We start from the raw sequence: 21,717 nt of genomic DNA, 5'->3' as shown, positions 1-21,717 counted from the left end.
GCTGGCACCTATGGCTGTGCCTTCAGCGGTGAAATCCTCCGCGCTTGTAGCCGCAGGATCGGCCGCGCTCGCGGTCGGCTACGCCACGGTGATCGAGCGCAATGCGTTCGTCGTGCGCGAGGTGACCATGCCGGTGCTGACACCCGGCTCCACGCCGCTGCGGGTGCTGCACCTCAGCGATATCCACATGCGTCCCAGCCAGCGTCACAAGCAGGCCTGGCTGCGCGAACTGGCCCGCTGGGAACCCGATCTGGTCGTCAACACCGGCGACAACCTGTCGCACCCCAAGGCCGTCCCCGCGGTGGTGCAGTCGATCGGTGATCTGTTGTCGTTCCCCGGTGTGTTCGTCTTCGGCAGCAACGACTATTTCGCACCGCGGCTGAAGAACCCGGCCAAGTACCTCACCGATCCCGACCATCGCGTGCTGGGAAAGCCGCTGCCCTGGCAGGATCTGCGGGCGGCGTTCACCGAGCGGGGCTGGCTCGACCTGACCCACAACCGCCGCGAGTTCGAGGTGGCGGGCCTGACGATCGCCGCGGCCGGAGTCGACGACGCCCATCTCGAGCGCGACCGCTACGACACCGTGGCCGGTGCACCCAACCCGATCGCCAATCTGAGCCTGGGCGTGACGCACGCCCCCTACACTCGCGTGCTGGACCGATTCGCCGCCGACGGCTATCAGCTGATCATGGCCGGGCACACTCACGGCGGTCAGCTGTGCCTGCCGTTCTACGGCGCGCTGGCCACCAACTGCGATATCGACCGGAAGAGGGCCAAGGGCGCGTCGCGCTGGGGTGTCGACACCGCCCTGCACGTGTCGGCCGGCATCGGCACCTCGCCGTACGCGCCGTTCCGGTTCTGCTGCCGGCCCGAGGCCACGCTGCTGACGCTGGTGGCCGCACCGACCGGTGGGCATGACCAGACACGCAACGTGGTGCGCTCCAGCCCGACCGCCTCCGTCCGCTGAAAGCTCACCGGCGATGAGTAGCGTCGCCGTCCACAGCAGGTCCCGAAACTGGGTCAACGATGCGATCCGGTTGATCGAGGCCGACGCGCGTCGTAGTGCCGACACGCATCTGCTGCGCTATCCGTTGCCGTCGTCGTGGTGCGATCGAGTCGACGTGCAGCTTTATCTCAAAGACGAGTCGACGCATATCACCGGCAGCCTCAAGCACCGGCTGGCTCGTTCCCTGTTTCTGTACAGCCTCTGCAACGGCTGGATCGGCGAACACACCACGGTGGTGGAGGCCTCCTCGGGATCCACCGCGGTGTCGGAAGCCTATTTCGCTGCGCTGCTCGGTCTGCCGTTCGTTGCGGTGATGCCTGCCTCGACGAGTCCGTCCAAGACCGCGCTCATCGAATCACAAGGTGGCCGTTGCCATTTCGTTGATCATCCCGGCGAGGTGTATGCCGAGGCTGCACGCATCGCCCATGAGACGGGCGGGCACTATCTGGACCAATTCACCAACGCCGAGCGGGCCACCGACTGGCGTGGCAACAACAACATCGCCGAGTCGATCTTCGAGCAGATGATCGAGGAGCCGCACCCGATCCCGTCGTGGATCGTGGTCGGCGCGGGCACCGGCGGCACCAGTGCCACGATCGGGCGCTACATCCGGTATCGGCGCTGCAGCACGCGACTGTGTGTCGTCGACCCGGAGAACTCGGCGTTCTTCCCCTCCTATGTCCGGGGGCGACGGGACGTGGTCATCGAGGCGTCCTCACGGATCGAGGGCATCGGCAGGCCGCGGGTGGAGCCGTCGTTCTTGCCTGATGTCGTCGACCGCATGGAGCAGATCCCGGACGTGGCCTCCATCGCGGCGGCACATCATGTCTCGAAGGTGCTCGGCCGCCGGGTGGGACCGTCGACGGGCACGAACGTGTGGGGCGCGTTCAGCCTGCTGAGCGAGATGGTCGCCAGGGGTGCCAGCGGATCGGTGGTCACGCTGATCGCCGACAGCGGCGACCGGTATGCCGATACGTATTACAACGCGCAGTGGCTAGCCGCTCACAACATGGATCCGAGCGAGCAGACCGGCCCGTTGGCCGAGTTCGAACGCTCCTGCGGCTGGTCACCAGCGGTGTCGTCAACCTCGTCGTAGTCGCCGGTCACCACCAGCCACAGCGCGGCAAGCAGAAAGAATCCCCCGTACACCACGGCCCCCAAAGCGGTCATCATCCGCCCCACCTTTCGCCTGCCGGCGTTGTCGTTACGCCGTTAGTGTGCTCAACACCACCGACAAGCCAGATGCTTCCCGCATCGGCTGATCAGTTGTGTCGGGCGCCTGACAAGCCGTTTGGCTTCCCGCGGGGCGGGTGCGATACGCTGTCGTGGCTTCACGCGGGGTGTGGCGCAGCTTGGTAGCGCGCTTCGTTCGGGACGAAGAGGTCGTGGGTTCGAATCCCGCCACCCCGACAGTGTGAACAAGGCCCTGATTCGTAGAGATGCGGTCGGGGCGTTGTCGTTTCGCGGCGTGGCCGTGACCCTGGCGCCTTCTCGTGGCTAACTTTTTTCGACGGCCGGCTCACCTCCTCTGGGGTAGCTCGACGCCCTCGGGATTCTGTGGCGTTCACTCATGTCAGGAGCCGGGAAGTCGCTCGGTAATGACGGCGCGCCATTGAGGTTGTGAACCAGCGGGGAACTTTCTCGCAAACAGACGATTAGTCGGGCGTGGTGTCGTGGGGTGTGTTTGCATTTTCACGAGTGCGTGGTGTCGGGGCCGCGCCGTGGGCAAATAGGGAGCGCGCCGTGAGCGCAGTCGCCGGGGTTGACGAGCAGCAGCGGGTCGGCGGTAAGGGCGGCACCGGCGGGACCGGCGGAACCGGGGCAACCGGCGCCGACGCCACCGACCCCACCCACACCGGCGGCACCGGCGGCACCGGCGGGGCCGGCGGCCAAGGCGGCAGCGGCGGGGCCGGCGGCCAAGCCGGACAAGGCCGAACCTTGTTACTGTTCGCCAACTCCGGAACCTCAGGCGACGGCGGGACCGGCGGCACGGGCGGCACCAGCGGCGCCGGCGGCATCGGCGGCCGCGGCGCTGAGGGCACCGCCACCCACCTCGACGGCTCGGCCGGCGGGGACGGCGGTAACCCCGGTGCGGTCGGGGCCGGCGGGACCGGCGGGGCCCCCGGACAGGGCAGCGGCGGCACCGGCGGCGCCACCGGCACCCCCGGCACCACGGCCACCACCGGCGGCAACGGCGGAAACGGCGGCGACGGCTACAACAGCGCCACCGACACCACCCTGCCCGCCGGCACCCGCGGCGGAAACGGCGGCGCCGGCGGCACCGGCGGCACCTACGGGTCAGGCGGAACCGGCGGGGCTGGCGGCCAAGGCGCCACCGGCGACGCCACCACCCCCGGCGGACAAGGCGGACAAGGCGGAGCAGGCGGCGACAGCGGCACCCACGCCGGCAACGGCGGCGTCGGCGGCCAGGGCGGCAAAGGCGGCACCGGAGGCACCGGCACCGCCGGTATCGACGGCGGATCGACAGCGCTGCCGCTCACCGTGGTCACCGATATCATTCCTGTCGGTAGCAATCCGCAAGGGGTGGCTGTCAGCGGCACCCACGCCTACATCACCAACTCCAACGACAACACCGTGTCGGTGATCGACACCACCACCAACACCGTCACCAACACCATCGACGTCGGAAAAGGACCGCGCGGGGTGGCCGTCAGCGGCACCCACGCCTACATCACCAACAGCGACTCCAACACGGTGACGGTGATCGACACCACCACCAACACCGTCACCAACACCATCGACGTCGGCGACACGCCGTACGGGGTGGCTGTCAGCGGCACCCACGCCTACATCACCAACGCGTTCGGCAACTCCGTGTCGGTGATCGACACCACCACCAACACCGTCACCGACACCATCGACGTCGGCAGCAGTCCGAGAGGGTTGGCCGTCAGCGGCACCCACGCCTACATCACCAACGCGTTCGGCAACTCCGTGTCGGTGATCGACACCACCACCAACACCGTCACCAACACCATCGACGTCGGCCACACGCCGTTCGGGGTGGCCGTCAGCGGCACCCACGCCTACATCACCAACATCGTCAGCAACACCGTGTCGGTGATCGACACCACCACCAACACCGTCACCAACACCATCGACATCGGCAACGGTCCGCGCGGGGTGGCCGTCAGCGGCACCTACGCCTACATCACCACCAGCGGCTCCAACACGGTGTCGGTGATCGACACCACCACCAACACCGTCATCGACACCATCGCCGCCGGCCACGCCCCAATCGGGGTGGCCGTCAGCGGCGCCGACGCATATATCACCAACAGCGGCAGCAACACCGTGTCGGTGCTCAGCGCGTCACGGGATGGCACCACGGGCAGTCCCGGCAGCGCAGGCGGGGCTGGCGGCGCCGGCGGCGCGGGCGGAAAGGCGTTGTCGTCCACCGGAACCGGCGGTCAGGGCGGCGCCGGCGGCAGCGGCGGCACCGGCGGGCACGGCGGCGACGGAGGCAACGGCGCGGACGCCACCACAGCACTGGCCGCCGGTACCGGCGGTACCGGTGGCACCGGTGGCGGCGGTGGGCGGGGCGGTGAAGGCGGTGCCGGCGGCGGCGCGAGCACAGCAGCCCTCGTCGGCGCCGCAGGGAAAGGTGGTACCGGCGGGAACGCGGGCCAGGGCGGCAAGGGCGGAAACGGCGGAATCGCCAGCGCCGCATTCACAACCGGCGGTGACGGCGGCCAGGGTGGTGACCCCGGATCGGTCGGCGCCGGAGGCGACAACGGCGACGGCACCCACACCGCGGCCGACGGCAAGATTCCCACCTCCGGAGGCGACGGCGGCACTGGCGGCGCCGGCTACGACGCCGCCAACGCCGCGCCCGGCACCAACGGCGGCAACGGGGGCAACGGGGGGGCCGCCGGCAGCTACGGCACGGGCGGTCAGGGCGGAGCCGGCGGCGACGGGGCCAAGGGCGATGCCACCCACGGCGGCGGCCAAGGCGGCCAGGGCGGTAAGGGTGGAAGCAGCGGCGCCCTGGGGGGCAATGGCGGCCAAGGCGGTGAAGGCGGAAAGGGCGGCGACGGCGGCGCCGGGACTGCCGGCGTCACCGGCGGGACTGCTGCGCTGCCGCTGAACGTCTTCAACCCCGACCTGCCCATCTCCGTCGGGCAAGCGCCGGGGGGGGTGGCGCTGACGCCGGACGGCACCCGCGCCTACGTCGCCAACAGCGGGAAGGTGTCGGTGTCCGTCATCGACACGGCCACCAACACCGTCATCGACACCGTCACCGGCCCGAGCGGCATCGCGCTGGCGATTACACCCGACGGCCGCTTCGCCTATGTCCCCAACGACGACAACGACGTCGGGGTCGGGACGGTGTCGGTGATCGGCACCGACCCAGCGGACGCCAGCACCTACAACAAGGTCGTGACCGTCCTGCAGGTTGGTCCAAATCCGATCGCGGTGGCGATCAGCGGCACCCACGCCTACATTGCCAATGCAAGCGGCAGCTCGGTGTCGGTGATCGACACCATGACAAACATGGTCGGCCCGACCATCGCGGTGAACGGCCCTCAACTCGGGGTGGCGGTCGCACCCGACGGCAACTACACCTACGTCACCAGCAACCTCAACGGCGCCGGGTTCGTATCGGTAATCGACACCAACCCGTCCCACGCCAGCACCGGCAAGTACAACACCGTGGTCGCCACGATCGCGGTCGGCAGTGCTGCGGACGCGGTGGCGGTCAGCCCCGACGGCAAATACGCATACGTCACCAACGTCAACAACGGCACCGTCGCCGTGATCGACACCGCCACAAACTCCGTGCTGCCCACTGCCATTGCGGTGGGTGCCAGCCCGGGCAGCGTGGCGTTCAGCCCGAACGGCAAGTACGCCTACGTCACCAATTTCAACTCGTCCTCGGTGTCGGTGATCGACACCGCCAGTAACACGGTGATCGACACGGTCAGGGTCGGGGGCACCGTGGACATAGGCGGCAGCCAGCCGGCTGGGGTGGCGATCAGCCCCGACGGCACCCGCGCCTATGTCACAACCGCCCATAACAACAAGGTGTGGCTGCTGTTCGCCTCGCAAAACGGTGCCGACGGTGGTACCGGGTCATCTGGTGGCGCTGGCGGTGCGGGCGGCGCGGGTGGAAAAGCATTGTCGCCCAACGGAACTGGTGGCCAGGGTGGCGTCGGCGGTGCCGGCGGCAATGGCGGTGCCGGCGGCAATGGCGGCTCGGGCGCGGGCGCGGACGCCTACTACGGGGCCGGAACGGGCGGCAACGGTGGCCAGGGCGGCAGCGGTGGGGCCGCAGGTCAAGGTGGTGTCGGCGGTACGGCGGCCGGCGGCGCCGCACTCTACGGCGGTGACGGCGTCAACGGCACCGGCGGCACAGGCGGGGCCGGCGGGCAGGGCGGCGAGGGCGGCACCGGTGCGGTCGGCGCCACACCCGGTGGAACCGGCGCGAGTGGCGCCACCGGTGGAGCCGGCGGTCAGGGCGGTGCCGGCGGTGCCGGAATCGGCGGTGTCGGGGGCGGGAAGGGTGGCACCGGCGGCACCGGCGGCACCGGTGGCACCGGCGGCACCGGCGGCGCCGGGGATGCCACCGCCCTCACGGGCGGCACCGGCGGTACGGGCGGAACCGGCGGCGCAGCCGGTGCGGCGGGCAGCGGCACCGATGGCGGCGCCGATGGAGCCGGCGGGACCGGCGGCACCGGCGGGACCGGCGGGACCGGCGGGACCGGAGCCGACAGCGCGAGTTGGGGCGTCGCCGGCGCCAGCGGCGGGCTCGGCGGCACAGGCGGCGCGGGCGGCGCCGCGACCGGACTCACCGGACAAGCGGGCACCGGCGGCACGGGCGGAAGCGGGGGCACCGGCGGGGTCGGGGGCGCGGTGTTCGCCGGACTCGCCGCCCCCGGTGGTGCCGGCGGCGCCGGCAGCGCCCCGTCGGGCAGCCAGGGCGGCAGCGGTGGGACGGCGGGGACCGGCGGTGCCGCGGGCACCATCACCACCATCAACGTCGGCAACCTTCCAGCCGTGGTGGCGGTCAATCCGGGCGGCAACATCTACGTCCTCAACAAGATGAGCCAAACGGTGTCGGTGATCAACCCCACCACCAATTCCGTGATCCACACCATCGGCCTCGGCAACCGTCCGGGTGGGCTGGCGATCAACCCGGGCGGCGACATCTACGTCACCAACGAAGATGACAACACGGTGTCGGTGATCAACCCCACCACCAACACCGTCACCGGCACCATCGCCGTCGGCAACGCTCCGACCCTTGTGGCGGTGAACCCCGGCGGCGACATCTACGTCACCAACCAAGGTGACAACACGGTGTCGGTGATCAACCCCACCACCAACACCGTCACCGCCACCGTGGCCGTCGGATACCTCCCGGGCGGGGTGGCGGTCAACCCCGGCGGCGACGTCTACGTCGCCAACTACGGTGACAACACGGTGTCGGTGATCAACCCCACCACCAACACGGTGATCGGGTCACCGATTCACGTCGGCCAATATCCGACCGTGGTGGCGGTGAACCCCGGCGGCGACGTCTACGTCGCCAACTACGGTGACAACACGGTGTCGGTGATCAACCCCACCACCAACACCGTCACCGGCACCATAGCCGTCGGAAACGTCCCGGTCTGGATGGCGGTCAGCCCCGGGCGCGGGGTCTACGTCACCCGCTCCGACGGCACGATGTTGGTGATCGACCCCAACACCAACACCACGATCGGCACCATCCCCGTCGGCAATTCTCCACTCGTGGTAGCGGCCGACCCCGACACTGGCGACATCTATGTCACCAACATCCCCAATAAATTTTCGGTTATCAGTGCCTAATCGTGCACACACCGACAGACCCAGGCTACGAACACGGTAGGCGAAGATCTCAACTTGACGAGTTAATTCGCGGTCGTCGCGGTGAAGTACTGCGCCCGAAGGACTTATACGGGCAGCGAGGGTGGCACTGCTTTGTCGCGCGCGGGGCTCAGTGCGGCTGTGCTGCGGTGCCCGCGGCCGGCAGGTATCCCTGGTCGATGATCGGCCGCAGTACACGGTCGATATCGTCGACCGTCGCCCGGGCAACTCCGATGCCACGCAGCGGGGTGGTCAACGGCAGGTTCTTGGTGGGGACCCCATACACGATGTTGATGCCGCCCAAGGTGTTTCGGGTGGCGACGATGTTCTGCGCCGGGACTGTCGACAGATCCGATTTCTGGGCCACGGTATGCACGGTGGCAATCGCGATCAGAGCATTCAGGACAGTCAGGTGGTTCGAGGTCTGAGCGATCGGAACGGCGAAGCCGTCGTATTGGTTGATCACCTCGATCTGCCGGAAGCGCGTTTCCGGGAGACGAATGGGCGTGTAGTCGAACACCGTCAGGTGCTGACCGACCTCGGTGGAGAGGGCGCCGAAGTTCGGGTCGGCGATCAGGATGAACGTGGTGTTCGACGGCACGCGGGGGTCGTTGTTCAAGTCGGCCGCGACCTGCTGCAGAACCATAGCGCCCTGCGATGTCCCGATGACCGACAACGGCTTTGGGCTTCTCGCAAGTGCGGCATGTACGGCGGCCTCGGTCTTCTCGACACCAGTTCGAATCGATGCGCCCAGACTCGGGTCGAGAATCCCCGTGATGGGCCAGAGCGATGCCGGGTAGTCGACGGTGGTGACGGTGTCTCCCCGGTAGACACCGCCCAGCAGGTCTTCCGCAACGTCGGTGGTGCCGCCGCCCAGCAATCTGCCCAGTGTGCCCGTGGTTCCGCCTACCCACACCACCTCGTCGGCCTGGGCCGGCGCCGCGGCAGCGATGCCGAAAATTAGCGCGACCAAGCAGAGGCGGTCGACGCAGAGGCGGGTCATGCCAGCAGATTATTTGAGCATTCAACCATCATGCGCAGCTGGCACGGCGACTCAAAGCTAACTCATGGCAAGTCACAGCTTCCCCATATACAACTTCAGTCACATGTTGTTGGAGCTGCAGCAGTGCCCTCGAATCAGAACAGCTTTGGCAGGCAGAAGATGATGCAGGGCAGCGACGGCGGCGGCGGAAGCTGCGGGAAACCGATGGGCGGGGGCGGCGGCAACTCCGGCAGCCCGATCGGGGGCAGCTGCGGCAGGCCGATCGGCGGGGGCGGCGGAAGCTGCGGCAGGCCGATGTTCGGGAATTGCGGCAGACCGATCGGCGGAGGCGGCGGAAGCTGAGGCAGGCTGAGCGACGGCATCTGTGGCAGCCCGACGGCGGGCATCTGCGGCAAGCTGAGAGCCGGCATCTGCGGCAGGCTCAGCGACGGCAGCGAAGCCGCACTGAAGGCCGGCATCGAGGCCACTGAGGCGGCGGGCAGCGCGAAGTTCGTTCCCGACGGCAACGAGATGTTCCCGATGTTCTGCGCCAGCAGGTAGAACAGGCCCGACGCCGCGCCTGACGCCGCCCCGGAGACGATGCCCGTGGCGCCGTTGGCGATCGGAGTGGCGATGCTGACCGCGAGGTTGGAGTTCGTCTGCTGGATCGCGGTTTCGCGTGCTGCGTCGAGTTGGCGTCCGATGCTGTCGTTGAACGACTGCGACAAGCTGTTGAGGAAACCCTGCAGATCAGACGGGTTGCCGGCGTTCTGGGCACGCGGCTGCGGCTGCCCTTCGGCGGGCAGGATCGTGTCGTCGTCGCCGGGAGCCGCGAGGGCCGGACCACTGAGGGTCAGCAACGCCCCGACGCACAGCGACGCTGCGGCCGCCATGCGGACTGAGGTATGCCGAAGGCCCATGATCACTCCTTTTTGCGGGACTTGAGCAATAGTATCCGCCATATCGCGCCCAAGACAGCAATCGTTATCAACGCTAGCGTCAATTCACGACGCTGACCTGGACCGACAGCCGAGCTAGGGTGCCGACTGCCGACGCTGCCGCAGCAGGAAAGCCTCGGCCCCCAGGAAGATCACCAGCGACGCGACCACCGCAGCGATGATCGCCGGATAGCGGCTATCCAGACCGTCGGCTGACACCTGGCGCAACAGGATGCCGCTGAACGCCCAGATCAGCACCAGCCCGTAGGCGATGTCACGGTTGCGCAGCATCGTTGCCGTGCCGATCAGCATGGCCACTAAGACGATGATCGTTGCCCACACCGAGGCGCTGATCCCGAAGCCATCCCATTTCAGACTGACCAGCAGCACGGTGACGTTCGCGACGGTGGCCACCGTGGTCCAGCCGAAGTAGACGCTGAACGGGGTTGCGACGAAGCACTTTTCGCGAGTGGTGAGGTGCGCTACCCGCAGGGTGTCGGCGATCAGGATGAGGCAGACCAGGATCACCAGGATCAGGAGAACCGAGAGCGGGATGACGTCGTAGTGCCAGGCGAACACCCACGCGGTGTTGGCGAGCGAGGAAATCGAGAACAGCACTCCGACGCGATTGAGCAGAGGGGTGCGACCCACGTCGGGAGCGTCTTCGCGGAACAGGCCGAGCTGGTAGAGCACGTGCAGCCCGAGCAGCAGGTAGATGACACTCCAGATCGAGAACGTGATCCCTGCCGGGGTGAACAGGCTCGGGTAGGCGTCAGACACCTGACCGGTGTTGCGGCCGTTGAGAGGTAGCGCATTGGCCAGGACGTTCATCGTGATCATCGCCAAATACGTGACGACGACGAGCGCCTTGATCGGGCCCCGCCGGGTGGTTGCGGTCATGTCGGTCACCTCCTGGTGTCAGCGTCTCATCACCGAACCTGTTGTCAGGCTATCGAATCGGCGTTGTCAGTAACTGGTAAGAGTCAGATCAAATGGTCGAGAGCATTCTGGCTCGTCCTGCCCCGGGCCCAACGGCTACACCGCATCGGCGGCGGCGCGGCCGGCCGCTCGGCCGGAGAACAGGCAGCCGCCGAGGAATGTACCTTCCAGCGCGTTGTACCCGTGCACACCGCCGCCGCCGAAACCGGCCACCTCGCCGGCGGCATACAGCCCGCCGATGGGATTGCCGTCCAGGCCGAGTGCCCGCGACGACAGGTCGGTCTGGATTCCGCCCAGTGTCTTTCGGGTCAGGATGTGCAGTTTGACGCCGATCAGTGGCCCGGCATCGGGGTCGAGGATCCGGTGGGGTGCGGCCGTCCGGCCGATGCGGTCACCGATGTAGCGGCGCGAGTTGCGAATCCCTTGCACCTGAGCATCTTTGGCATAGGGATTGGCCATCTGCAGGTCGCGCGCCTCGATCTGGGACCGGATGGTGGCCGGGTCGAGCAGCGGCTGCTCGGTCAGGGCGTTCATCTTGGCGACGAGTTCCTCGAGGGTGCGGGCGACCACGAAGTCGGCGCCGTGCTGTTTGAACGCCTCCACCGGGGCCGGTGCCCCTTTGGTCAGCAGTCGCTCCTTGAGGAATCCCTTGCGGTCCTTATTGGTGATGTCGGGGTTCTGCTCGGAGCCCGACAGTGCGAACTCCCGCTCGATGATCTTCTGGGTCAGGATGAACCAGCTGTGGTCGTAGCCGGCGATGTCGGGATTGGTTCGCAGGTAGCGCAGAGTGCCCAGGGTGTCGTAGCCGGGCAGATACGGCTGCGGTAGCCGCCTGCCGAGGGCGTCGAACCACATCGAGGAGGGCCCGGGCAGGATGCGGATGGCGTGTTTGGGCCAGATGGGGTCCCAGTTCTGGATGCCTTCGGTGTAGTGCCACATCCGGTCCCGGTTGACCAGCCGCACCCCGGAGCCCGCGGCGATGTCGAGCATCCTGCCGTCGACGTAGGCCGGCACTCCGGTGATCATCGACGCTGGGGCGGTGCCCATCCGCTGCGGCCAATACTTGCGCACGATGTCGTGGTTGGCACCGATACCGCCGGTGGTGACGATGACCGCCTGCGCGTTGATGTCGAAGTCGCCCAGCACTTCCCGGTTGCTCGGCGCACCGCGCGGCGCGTCGTCGGGCGCGAGCACTGTTCCGCGCACGCCGGTCGCGACGCCGTTGCTGAGCACGAGTTCGTCAACCCGGTGGCGGTAATGGAACGTGACCAGTCCGCGGTCGGCGGCAGCCAGCGCCGAGTTGACGAACGGCTCGACGACACCGGTGCCGGTGCCCCAGGCGACGTGGAAGCGGGGCACCGAGTTGCCGTGGCCGTCGGCGCGCAGGTCGCCCCGTTCGGCCCAGCCGACCGTCGGCAGGAAGCTGATCCCATGCCCGAGTAACCATGACCGCTTCTCGCCCGCCGCGAACTCGACGTAGGCGCAGGCCCACTTGAGCGCCCACGCGTCCTCGTCGTCGAGACGGTCGAATTGGGCACTGCCGCGCCAGTCGTTCCAGGCCAGTTCGAAGGAGTCCTTGACCCCCAGCCGGCGCTGTTCGGGGGTGTCGACCAGGAATAGGCCACCGAAGGACCAGAATGCCTGCCCGCCGAGGTTGGCGGCGTTCTCCTGGTCCAAAAGCGCGACCTTCTTGCCGCGGCTGGTCAGTTCGTGTGTGGCGACCAGGCCGGCCAGTCCGGCCCCGACGACGACGACGTCTGCATCCATGACAACCTCCCGACTCGGAGCAGCCCCCACCGTACCGCCGGCTGAGCGGTGCCGATGTGACGCACGGGGTTTAGCGATTTGCTGTGCCGGGAAGACCCCCAAGGTGACACTTGCTCCCCTGACCCTGCAGCCCTTCCTTCCGGCGCCGCGGGGTCCGTTGTCGATGGCCGTTCTCGATCTGCTCACCGAGCGCGCGCCGCGCACGCACCTGAACCGCGTCGAGGCCTCCGTCGGCGATTCAGATCCCTGCGGCATCGATGTGCAGCTGAGCCTCTACGTCTGCTACGAGCTGCACTACCGCGGCTTCACCGGTGTCGACAACGGTTGGGAGTGGAACCCCGGCTTGCTGCACCTGAGGGCGCGCCTCGAGGAGACCTTCCTGGACGCGGTCAGCCACGACGTCGGCGATATCGACTCGAGTGACACCGCGGCAGCAGAGATGGAGCGCCTGACGGTCGAGCCTGTCGACGGATTCGGCCCGTCGTATTTTCTACGCGACAAGGGCAGCTGGGAGCAGATGCAGGAGTACTTCGTGCACCGCTCGCTGTATCACCTCAAGGAGGGCGATCCGCACGCGTGGGCCATCCCCCGGCTCACCGGTCAGGCCAAGGCCGCCTTCGTGGCCGTCGAGTTCGACGAGTTCGGTGGCGGCCGTGGTGATCAGGTTCACCAGCAGTTGTTCGCCGACCTGATGGTCGCCGCCGGGCTGGACGCCAGTTACCTCGGCTACATCGACGCGGTTCCCGCCGAGTCGTTGGCGGTGGTCAACCTGATGTCGATGTTCGGCCTGCATCGCAAGCATCGCGGAAGTGCCGTCGGACATTTCGCGTCCACCGAGATCACGTCGTCGCCGGGTTCACGCCGACTTGTCGAAGCACTCGAACGGCTCGGTGCTCCCGACACGTGTGTGGCGTTCTACCGGGAGCATGTCGAGGCTGACGCTGTGCATGAACAGGTGGTGCGCACCGATGTCGTCGGCGACCTGGTGAGCCGTGAGCCCGAGTTGGACCGCGACGTCGTGTTCGGGATCCGGGCGCACGAAGTGGTCGAGCATCGCCTGGCCCGTCACCTCATGGGGAGCTGGACCGCCGGTGAAAGCTCGCTACGCAAGCCGATCGGCTGACGTGGCGTCGTCGCTGCGGCGGCGACGTCGATGACTGGTGTCGCACAACGGATATGTCTTGCTGCGCTTGCACGTACAGATGGCGACCATGAAGCGATCTGATTCGACGACCGTGCCGTCCGGCAGTTCGATCCGCACCGGGCCCTGAACCATCATGGGTCCCGATGACACGATGCGGACCACACGCGGCTGCGTCTCGCTCATGCTTTCACCGCTCTGATCACGACGAGTTCTTCCTCGCGTCTGCCGACCGGGATCATGCCGATCTGCTCCATCCAGTGCGCCCTAGCGCTGAGCACGGGGCCGAACGGAATGAGTTGCGTCATAACAATTTCAGCACGCAGACCGCCCCGCGCCAGGCGTCGCAGGGTGCGCCCGGAACCGGCGAGTTCGGACTGCACGATCAGCATCGTGCCACCGTCGGCCAGTAGCCCAGGCGCCGCATCGCACAGCGGGTCGAGCACCATCCGGCCGTCCGGGCCGGCGTCCCACGCGGTCGACGGCCCGGCGTCCTGCGGGATCTGCTCGAGGTGTGCGTCGGGACCCGTTGGTACATAAGGCGGGTTGGAGACGATGATGTCGTACGGGGCGGATCGGGCTGCGTCGATCACGTCGCCCAGCCGAGCGTCGACCGTCACACCGGCACGCTCGGCGTTGGCTTGGGCACACGCGACCGCGCGGGAGCTGATGTCCACTGCTGTGACACTGTGCGCGCCGAGTTGGGCGGCGGCGATCGCCACGACCCCGCTTCCGGTGCAGATATCGAGTACGCGGCATCCGGGCACCTCTGCGGCGACCGTCAGCGCCTCGATGAGCAGTCTCGAATCACGTTGGGGCGCATAGACACCCGTCGTCGCGGCAACCGAATCCTGGACGTCGGGAAAGAGGATGGTCAACATCGGCCTTTCGAGATAGAAACCGTTGTGGTGCCACGGCGCTGACCCAATACATGCCCGATTACCGATGTGTTAAACCACAGGGGTGTGCCGGGGCACCTGCTAGTCGGGCGTCTCCAACTCGGGAACGTCGGCAACGTCCGGTGTGCGGTCGCCGTGCTGCCGGTCAGGTAGGTCGGCCCTGCGATCCTGCTGGTGGTCGTCGGTGTAGTCGGCGTGGTCGTCCTCATCCGAAGTCCGGTCGGTCATGGCCGAGGAATATCCCCTGCGCCGCTGTTTCAACCGCGAGCGGCCGGGTATGTGCGCAATACCACCCGATGACGAGCATGCCCAGGGCGCCAAACACGCGTCCTGACAACAGATGTACGCGGGTCAGCCCGCGGCGTCGCGCAGGGCCGCCAGCAGTGGTTCGGCAGCCTTGGCGAGGAACTCCTCTTGCCCGTCGTCACCGATCTGGACCAGTGCGATGTCGGTGAATCCGGCCTTCCAGTAGGCGCTGACGGACTCGACGATGGCGTCCAGATCCGGTCCGCACGGAATGCTGTCGGCCACGTCGTTCGGGGTGATGAACTGGGTGGCACCGGCGAACCCGGCCGGCGTGGGCAGATCAGCGTTGACGGCCCAGCCAGCGCCGAACCAGCGGAACTGCTCGTGCGCCCGCTGGATCGCCGCATCTCGGTCGGGGTCCCAGCAGATCGGGATCTGCCCGATCACCCGTCCACCGCCGGGCAACCCGGTCGCCTGTCGAGCACTGCGCCAGCCGTCGACGAGCGTGCCGTCGGGTTCGACGGCGATCAAGTGATCGCCCGCAGTGGCGAAGGCGTCCAGCGAGCGCGCGCCGGATACCGCGACACCGATGGTCACCGGCACCTCCGGGACGTCCCAGATACGCGCGGAATCCACTTGGAAATACTCACCCTTGTAGTCGACGAGTTCGCCGGTGAGCAGCTGCCGGATGATGACGATGGCCTCGCGCAGCATGTCGTGGCGGCGCTGCACCGCCGGCCAGCCGCGGCCGACCACATGCTCGTTGAGGTTCTCCCCGGCACCGAGTCCCAGCGTGAAACGCCCGTCGGCGAGTATCTGCAGGGTCGCCGCCTGCTGTGCGACGACGGCAGGGTGATAGCGCATCGTCGGGCAGGTCACATAGGTGTAGAGGTCGACGTTCTCGGTGGCGTGGGCCACCGCGCCGAGCAGGGTCCAGGCGTTCGGGGCGTGGCCCTGGGAGACCAACCACGGCGAGAAGTGGTCACTGCAGACCTCGAAGTCGAACCCGGCCTGTTCAGCTGAAATCGCATAGCGGACAAGCTCTTTGGGGCCGCTCTGTTCGGTCATGAGGGTGTATCCGAAGCGCGTCATACGCCCCGGGTACCCCCGCGTCAGCGGGTGAAACGGGCTAGAGCCGGTCCTTGACCGCCGCCGAGAGCCTCGAGCCGTCCGCCTTGCCCGCCGCGATCGCGGTGGCCGCCTTCATCACCAGGCCCATCTGCTTGATCGAGGGGCGTTCGCCGATCTCCTCGGCGACCTGGGCGATCGCGGTGTCCACTACGTCGGCGACCTCGGCCTCGGTCAGCGGGGTGGGCAGGTACTCGTCGATGACGCGGGCTTCGGCGTGCTCCTCGGCAGCCAGCTCGCCGCGGCCGTTCTGGGTGTAGATCTCGGCGGCCTCGCTGCGCTTGCGCGACTCGCGCGCGAGCACCTTGAGGACGTCGTCGTCGGACAGCTCTCGGGCCGCTTTGCCGGACACCTCCTCGGTCTGAATCGCCGCAAGCAGCATCCGCAACGTCGCGGTCCGCAACTTGTCCTGGGCCTTCATCGCGTCAGTGAGGTCCGATCTCAGCTGGTCTTTGAGCTCCGCCATGGCGCAAACGCTACGCGCCCGGACTGGGCGGACGTTGAGAATTACCCCGCCTGTCGACAGGATGGGGTGATGAGCAACGACGTCGGGGGCGTTGTCCGGTGACCACACCACCCCACGGCCCTGGCGTTCCGCCGCAGGGCTGGCCAGGTCAACCGGTGTTCCCGGCGCCCGCCTACCCGCAGGCGGCACCTCCCGGCTACCCACCACCGGGCTATCCACCACCGGGCTACCCGCCACCGGGTTATCTGCCGCCGGGCTACGGTGCGCTACCCGCCATGGCACTCAAGCCGGGCGTCATCCCGCTGAGGCCGCTGTCGCTCAGCGACATCTTCAACGGCGCAGTCGGCTACATCCGCGCCAATCCCAAGGCGACCCTCGGCCTGACCACTGTCGTGGTCGTCATCACCCAGATCCTGGCGCTGCTGCTGCAGATGGGACCACTGGCCTACGCCGGGCAGCTCGGTACCGACGGCGGCGAGCTGTCCACCCCCATGCTGGTCGGCTCCTTCGCATCGACCATCGCCGGTGGTATCGCCACCGGTCTCTCGGCGATCCTGCTGTCCGGCATGCTCACGGTTGTGGTCGGCCGGGCGGTGTTCGGCTCGACCATCACCGTCGGTGAGGCCTGGCAACGAGTTCGCGGCCGACTGCTCGCGCTCATCGGTCTCAGTGCCCTGGAAGTCATTGCGGCAGTGGTGCTCATCGGTGCCGTCGCGCTTGCGATCCTGGGGGTGAGTGTCGCGGCCAACACCGGAGTCGCGGTGCTTCTTGGCATACCCCTGGTGCTGGCGCTCGTCGCGGCACTGCTCTACCTGTACACCTCGCTGGCCTTCGCGCCGGTGGCGATCGTGCTGGAGCGAAAGTCCGTCATGGAATCCATCAGCCGGTCATTCGCTCTGGTACGCAACCACTTCTGGCGCGTTCTGGGTATCCGCTTGCTGGCCTCGCTGGTGGCCGCGGTGGTCGCGGGAGCGGTTGCCGTCCCGTTCAGCATCGCCGGGCAGATCGTGGCCCTCAGCGCGGACAGTTCCGGGCCCTTCATCCTGGCCACCGCCATCGCCGCCGTCGGCGGCGCGATCGGGCAGATCGTCACCGCCCCGTTCACCGCCGGGGTGGTCGTGCTGCTCTACACCGACATCCGCATCCGCGTCGAGGCCTTCGACCTCGTCCTGCAGACCGGTGCCACCACGAGCACCGTCAACGTCGAAGCCGGCGACGCACTGTGGCTCACCCCGGCGCGCTGAGGGCCGAACAACCATGCCCACCATCGATATCGACCGCGAGACCGCCCACGAGGCAGCCCAGCGCGAGTTGGCCAAACCGATCTATCCCCGGCCGTCGTTGACCGACCGGATCGGCGAGTGGCTCGACGACCTCGTCAACCGTCTGATCCTCCAAGGCGGCTCGATCCCGGGTGGCTGGTTCACCATCGCCGTTCTGGCGATTCTCGTGGCGGTGGCCTTCGTTGTGGCCGTACGCATCGCGCGGCGGACCATGCGAACCAACCGGGGCGCCGGGGCGGGATTGTTCGGCGCCCACGAGCTTTCGGCGGCGGAGCACCGTGCGACGGCGGAAGGCTTTGCCGTCCAGGGCAATTGGGCTGCGGCCATCCGACATCGAGTTCGAGCTGTGGCACGCCAACTGGAGGAGTCGGGCACGCTGACCCCGGTTCCGGGACGCACCGCCAATGAGCTCGCCCACGACGCAGGCGATCTGCTGCCCGGCTTCGCCGCCGACCTGCTCTGCGCAGCAACGGCATTCAACGACGTCACCTATGGTGAGCAACCCGGCACCGAGCCGAACTACCGGATGATCGCCGACCTCGACGACGCCCTGCGCCGCCACGCCGCACCCACCGGCTCCGATCTCACGGCCGCTACGGTCGCCAACACCTGGACCCCGCTGCGGTGAGCACCCCTATCGGCCAACGCTGGCGCACCGGACGCTGGCTCGCCCTCGGCCTGATCGTCATAGCGGCGGTGGCCGCGGTCAGCGCTTATCTCACCGCTCCGCGCCCGGGCGGGCGGATGGATCCGCAGTCCACCTCGCCGGATGGGGCACACGCGCTGGTGACCCTGCTGCGGGAGCACGGTGTGGAGGTCATCGTGGCCGAGGATGTGGCCGGGGTGGAACGCGCTGCGGGCCCGGACACCCTGCTGCTGGCAGCGGAGACCTACCAGACCCGCGGTGCGGAACTGCTGAACCGGCTCGCCGCGGTCCCCGGTGACCGCCTGCTGCTCGAACCTACCGCCCGGGTGCGCGATGCCCTGGCGCCCGGTATCCGGACCGGCGGGGCGAGCGTCCTGGGCGACGAGCCGGATTGCGATCTACCCGAAGCCAATCGGGCCGGAGTCGTGCTGCTGGGCCCCACCGACACCTACGAGAAGGTTGGCGATGTCGACCTCACCCGTTGTTATGGTGGCGCCCTGGTGCGCTACCGCGCCGACGGGCGCACGATCACCGTCGCCGGAAGTTCGGAATTCATGACCAACGGCGCACTTCTGAAGGAAGGCAACGCCGCACTGGCGATGAACCTGGCCGGGCAGCGCGCCCGGTTGATCTGGTACGCCCCGCAGAAGCCCGAGGGTGAGGCCACCGGCGGCGCCGAGATTGGTGATCTCATCCCCGACGCGGTGAGCTGGATCGTCTGGCAGCTGTGCCTGGCGGTGGTGCTGCTGGCGCTGTGGCAGGGCCGCCGGCTCGGGCCTCTGGTGGCCGAGAAGCTGCCCGTGGTGGTCCGCGCGTCGGAGACCGTCGAGGGCCGGGCCCGGCTCTACCGGTCCAGGCGCGCCCGCGACCAGGCAGCCGAGGCACTGCGGACCGCCACCCTGCAGCGGCTGGCACCCCGGCTCGGTCTGGGCGCCAACCCTTCTCCGGCCGCCATCGCGTCGGCCGTCGCGCAACGCTACAGCGGCGACCCCAATACGGTGGCGCACATACTGTTCGGCCCGGTCCCGACCACTGACGCCGACCTCCTCCAGCTGGCCCACACTCTCGACGACATCGAAAGGCAGGTCACGAAGTCGTGACTCAATTCGCGCCAACCGCACAACAAGACGAGGCACGCAACGCGCTGCTCGCTCTTCGCGCCGAGATCGCCAAGGCCGTCGTCGGGCAGGACGCAGTCGTCAGCGGTCTGGTGATCGCACTGCTGTGTCGCGGACATGTCCTGCTCGAAGGTGTTCCCGGCGTTGCGAAGACGCTGTTGGTCCGCGCGATGGCGGCAGCGCTGCAACTGGAGTTCAAGCGGGTCCAGTTCACCCCGGACCTGATGCCCGGCGACATCACCGGCTCCCTGATCTACGACGCGCGCACCGCGGCCTTCGTGTTCCGCGAGGGTCCGGTGTTCACCAATTTGATGCTGGCCGACGAGATCAACCGGACCCCACCGAAGACTCAGGCCGCCCTGCTGGAGGCCATGGAGGAGCGCCAGGTCAGCGTCGACGGCGATCCGAAGCTGTTGCCGGATCCGTTCATCGTGGCCGCCACGCAGAACCCGATCGAGTACGAGGGCACCTACCAGCTACCCGAAGCGCAGCTCGATCGCTTCCTGCTGAAGCTCAATGTGCCTCTGCCACCGCGGGATCAGGAGATCGCGATCCTCGGACGGCACGCCCAGGGATTCGATCCGCGTGACCTGAGCGCCATCCGCCCGGTGGCCGGTCCGGCTGAGCTGGCCGAGGGTCGCGCCGCGGTGAAACAGGTGTTGATCGCCGACGAAGTGCTCGGCTACATCGTCGACATCGTCGGTGCCACAAGGAATTCTCCGTCACTGCAGCTGGGGGTGTCACCGCGCGGCGCCACCGCCCTGCTGGGCACAGCGCGGGCGTGGGCGTGGCTGTCGGGCCGCAATTACGTCACCCCTGATGACGTCAAGGCCATGGCGCGCCCGACATTGCGGCACCGGATCGGGCTGCGCCCGGAAGCCGAACTCGAGGGAGCCACCCCTGACGGGGTGCTCGACGGTATTCTGACCGCCGTGCCGGTGCCACGGTAGTGACACTCACCGGCCGCACCGGGCTGATCGCCCTGCTGTGTGTGCTGCCGATCGCGCTGGCCCCCTGGCCGGCAACGGCTTTCGCGGTAGCACTGCTGGCGTTGGCGATCGCGGTGGCTGTCGACGCCGCGCTGGCCGCAAGCCCGCGGGCGCTGCGTTTCGAACGCGACGGCGCCACCTCGGCCCGCCTCGGTCAACAGGTCGACGCGGTGCTGCGGATTCACAACGACGGTTCGCGCCGGTTCCGGGGAGTGCTGCGCGACGCCTGGCCGCCGAGTGCCTGCGCGCAGCCCCGCACGCACCCCCTGACGGTACGACCGGGCCACACCGAGACGGTGGCCACCAGGCTGCAGCCGCGCAGGCGGGGCGATCAGCGCTCGCAGGCGGTGACGGCCCGCTCCATCGGGCCGCTCGGGCTGGCCGGCCGGCAACGGTCCCATGACGTCGCGGGTCAGATCCGCATCCTGCCACCGTTCCTGTCCCGCAAGCATCTACCGTCACGACTGGCCAAGCTGCGCGAGATCGACGGACTGCTGCCGGTGCTGATCCGCGGCCACGGAACGGAATTCGATTCGTTGCGGGAGTACGTCGTCGGTGACGACGTCCGCTCCATCGACTGGCGGGCCACTGCCCGGCGTGCCGACGTGGTGGTGCGCACCTGGCGGCCGGAGCGCGACCGCCGGGTGGTGATCGTGCTCGACACCGGCCGGACCTCGGCGGGCCGGGTCGGGGTCGACCCGACAGCGCGCGATCCCGGCGGCTGGCCGCGGCTGGACTGGTCGATGGATGCCGCGCTGCTACTGGCCGCGCTAGCCTCGCGCGCCGGCGATCACGTCGACTTCCTGGCGCACGACCGGGTGACGCGGACGGCGGTCTTCGGTGCCGCCCGCACTGAGCTGCTGGCCCAACTGGTGGTCGCGATGGCGCCGCTCGAGCCGGCGCTGATCGAGTCCGACGCCGCCGCGATGGTGGCCTCGGTGCAGCGGCGGGTGCGCCGCCGCGCGCTGGTGGTGCTGCTCACCGACCTCAACGCCTCGGCCCTCGACGAGGGCCTGCTGCCGGTGCTGCCGCAGCTGTCGGCCAAACACCAGGTGATCGTGGCCGCGGTGGCCGACCCGCGCGTCGACCAGCTTGCGGCCGGGCGTGCCGATGCCGCTGCGGTCTACGACGCCGCCGCGGCGGAACGGGCCCGCAACGACCGGCGGCTCGTCGCTTCGCGGTTGCGGCACAAGGGAGTTGACGTGGTCGACGCCGCACCGGAGGATCTGGCGCCGGCGCTGGCCGACCGGTATTTGGCGATGAAGGCCACCGGCCGGTTGTAGCGTCAGCCTCGCTCACATTTACCGAGCGGGACTG

At 68.3% G+C, this 21,717-nt stretch carries 18 protein-coding genes and 1 tRNA gene; 10 read left to right on the top strand and 9 right to left on the bottom strand.

The window, feature by feature from the left end:
* Positions 1–10: 10 nt before the first annotated feature.
* The 4 genes from HBE64_RS01350 to HBE64_RS24935 all read left to right on the top strand — a co-directional run bounded on the left by HBE64_RS01350 (position 11) and on the right by HBE64_RS24935 (position 7,840).
* Positions 11–967: a metallophosphoesterase gene (locus HBE64_RS01350; protein WP_167097067.1), complete on the top strand. Its 957-nt coding sequence runs from the start codon at positions 11–13 to the stop codon at positions 965–967.
* A 13-nt stretch (positions 968–980) separates the two neighbouring features.
* The gene (locus HBE64_RS01345) at positions 981–2,102 is read left to right on the top strand and encodes a PLP-dependent cysteine synthase family protein (RefSeq protein ID WP_208300544.1); all 1,122 of its coding nucleotides are present in this window, start codon (positions 981–983) and stop codon (positions 2,100–2,102) included.
* 240 nt (positions 2,103–2,342) lie between these two features.
* A tRNA-Pro gene (locus HBE64_RS01340) sits at positions 2,343–2,416 on the top strand.
* Positions 2,417–2,749: 333 nt separating this feature from the next.
* A complete protein-coding gene (locus HBE64_RS24935; RefSeq protein WP_167097065.1) occupies positions 2,750–7,840 on the top strand; it encodes a beta-propeller fold lactonase family protein in 5,091 nt (1,696 codons plus the stop codon).
* A 148-nt stretch (positions 7,841–7,988) separates the two neighbouring features.
* Here the strand turns inward: HBE64_RS24935 and HBE64_RS01330 are convergent, their stop codons facing one another.
* From HBE64_RS01330 to HBE64_RS01315, 4 genes are all read right to left on the bottom strand, one after another.
* Entirely contained in the window at positions 7,989–8,861 is an 873-nt protein-coding gene (locus tag HBE64_RS01330; protein ID WP_167097063.1) for a PE-PPE domain-containing protein, read from the bottom strand.
* 134 nt (positions 8,862–8,995) lie between these two features.
* A complete protein-coding gene (locus tag HBE64_RS01325; RefSeq protein ID WP_167097061.1) occupies positions 8,996–9,760 on the bottom strand; it encodes a hypothetical protein in 765 nt (254 codons plus the stop codon).
* A 114-nt stretch (positions 9,761–9,874) separates the two neighbouring features.
* A complete protein-coding gene (locus tag HBE64_RS01320; RefSeq protein ID WP_167097059.1) occupies positions 9,875–10,678 on the bottom strand; it encodes a tryptophan-rich sensory protein in 804 nt (267 codons plus the stop codon).
* A 135-nt stretch (positions 10,679–10,813) separates the two neighbouring features.
* A complete protein-coding gene (locus tag HBE64_RS01315; protein ID WP_167097056.1) occupies positions 10,814–12,484 on the bottom strand; it encodes an FAD-binding dehydrogenase in 1,671 nt (556 codons plus the stop codon).
* A gap of 163 nt (positions 12,485–12,647) precedes the next feature.
* On the opposite strand from HBE64_RS01315, the gene HBE64_RS01310 reads away from it, so the two are divergent.
* Positions 12,648–13,607 carry an iron-containing redox enzyme family protein gene (locus HBE64_RS01310; RefSeq protein ID WP_371744156.1) on the top strand — a complete coding sequence of 320 codons (960 nt, stop codon included), beginning with the start codon at positions 12,648–12,650 and terminating at the stop codon, positions 13,605–13,607.
* On the opposite strand, the gene HBE64_RS01305 is transcribed toward HBE64_RS01310, so the two are convergent.
* The 5 genes from HBE64_RS01305 to HBE64_RS01285 form a co-directional block, all read right to left on the bottom strand.
* Positions 13,587–13,811, bottom strand: coding sequence for a CDGSH iron-sulfur domain-containing protein (locus HBE64_RS01305; protein ID WP_167097052.1), 225 nt, complete (start codon positions 13,809–13,811; stop codon positions 13,587–13,589). The two genes, HBE64_RS01310 and HBE64_RS01305, sit on opposite strands and share 21 nt — an antisense overlap.
* Positions 13,808–14,503 (bottom strand): HemK2/MTQ2 family protein methyltransferase, encoded by a 696-nt coding sequence (locus HBE64_RS01300; protein ID WP_371744155.1) that lies wholly within the window; start codon positions 14,501–14,503, stop codon positions 13,808–13,810. The genes HBE64_RS01305 and HBE64_RS01300 overlap by 4 nt, the downstream gene beginning before the upstream one ends.
* 102 nt (positions 14,504–14,605) lie before the next feature.
* Positions 14,606–14,752: a hypothetical protein gene (locus HBE64_RS01295; RefSeq protein ID WP_167097048.1), complete on the bottom strand. Its 147-nt coding sequence runs from the start codon at positions 14,750–14,752 to the stop codon at positions 14,606–14,608.
* Positions 14,753–14,875: 123 nt separating this feature from the next.
* Positions 14,876–15,862 carry an LLM class F420-dependent oxidoreductase gene (locus HBE64_RS01290; protein ID WP_167097046.1) on the bottom strand — a complete coding sequence of 329 codons (987 nt, stop codon included), beginning with the start codon at positions 15,860–15,862 and terminating at the stop codon, positions 14,876–14,878.
* Positions 15,863–15,899: 37 nt separating this feature from the next.
* On the bottom strand, positions 15,900–16,364 hold the full coding sequence (locus HBE64_RS01285) for a GatB/YqeY domain-containing protein (RefSeq protein ID WP_167097044.1): 465 nt from the start codon (positions 16,362–16,364) through the stop codon (positions 15,900–15,902).
* Between the two features lie 98 nt (positions 16,365–16,462).
* Here HBE64_RS01285 and HBE64_RS01280 point away from each other — a divergent pair, with 98 nt between their 5' ends.
* From HBE64_RS01280 to HBE64_RS01260, 5 genes are read left to right on the top strand one after another with little or no spacing between them, the layout of a single operon-like run.
* Positions 16,463–17,608, top strand: a complete 1,146-nt coding sequence (locus HBE64_RS01280) for a glycerophosphoryl diester phosphodiesterase membrane domain-containing protein (RefSeq protein ID WP_243841461.1) — start codon at positions 16,463–16,465, stop codon at positions 17,606–17,608.
* A gap of 13 nt (positions 17,609–17,621) precedes the next feature.
* Positions 17,622–18,275: a DUF4129 domain-containing protein gene (locus HBE64_RS01275; RefSeq protein WP_167097042.1), complete on the top strand. Its 654-nt coding sequence runs from the start codon at positions 17,622–17,624 to the stop codon at positions 18,273–18,275.
* Entirely contained in the window at positions 18,272–19,393 is a 1,122-nt protein-coding gene (locus tag HBE64_RS01270) for a DUF4350 domain-containing protein (RefSeq protein ID WP_371744061.1), read from the top strand. Before HBE64_RS01275 ends, HBE64_RS01270 begins: the two co-directional genes overlap by 4 nt.
* Positions 19,390–20,361: a MoxR family ATPase gene (locus HBE64_RS01265; protein WP_167097040.1), complete on the top strand. Its 972-nt coding sequence runs from the start codon at positions 19,390–19,392 to the stop codon at positions 20,359–20,361. Before HBE64_RS01270 ends, HBE64_RS01265 begins: the two co-directional genes overlap by 4 nt.
* Positions 20,361–21,683, top strand: a complete 1,323-nt coding sequence (locus HBE64_RS01260; protein WP_167097038.1) for a DUF58 domain-containing protein — start codon at positions 20,361–20,363, stop codon at positions 21,681–21,683. Before HBE64_RS01265 ends, HBE64_RS01260 begins: the two co-directional genes overlap by 1 nt.
* The last annotated feature ends 34 nt before the right edge of the window (positions 21,684–21,717 follow it).

This window comes from Mycobacterium sp. DL592, assembly GCF_011694515.1.
Taxonomy (GTDB): domain Bacteria; phylum Actinomycetota; class Actinomycetes; order Mycobacteriales; family Mycobacteriaceae; genus Mycobacterium.
Note: the sequence above shows the minus strand (reverse complement) of the source record. Positions and strands in the feature narration are given on the sequence as shown.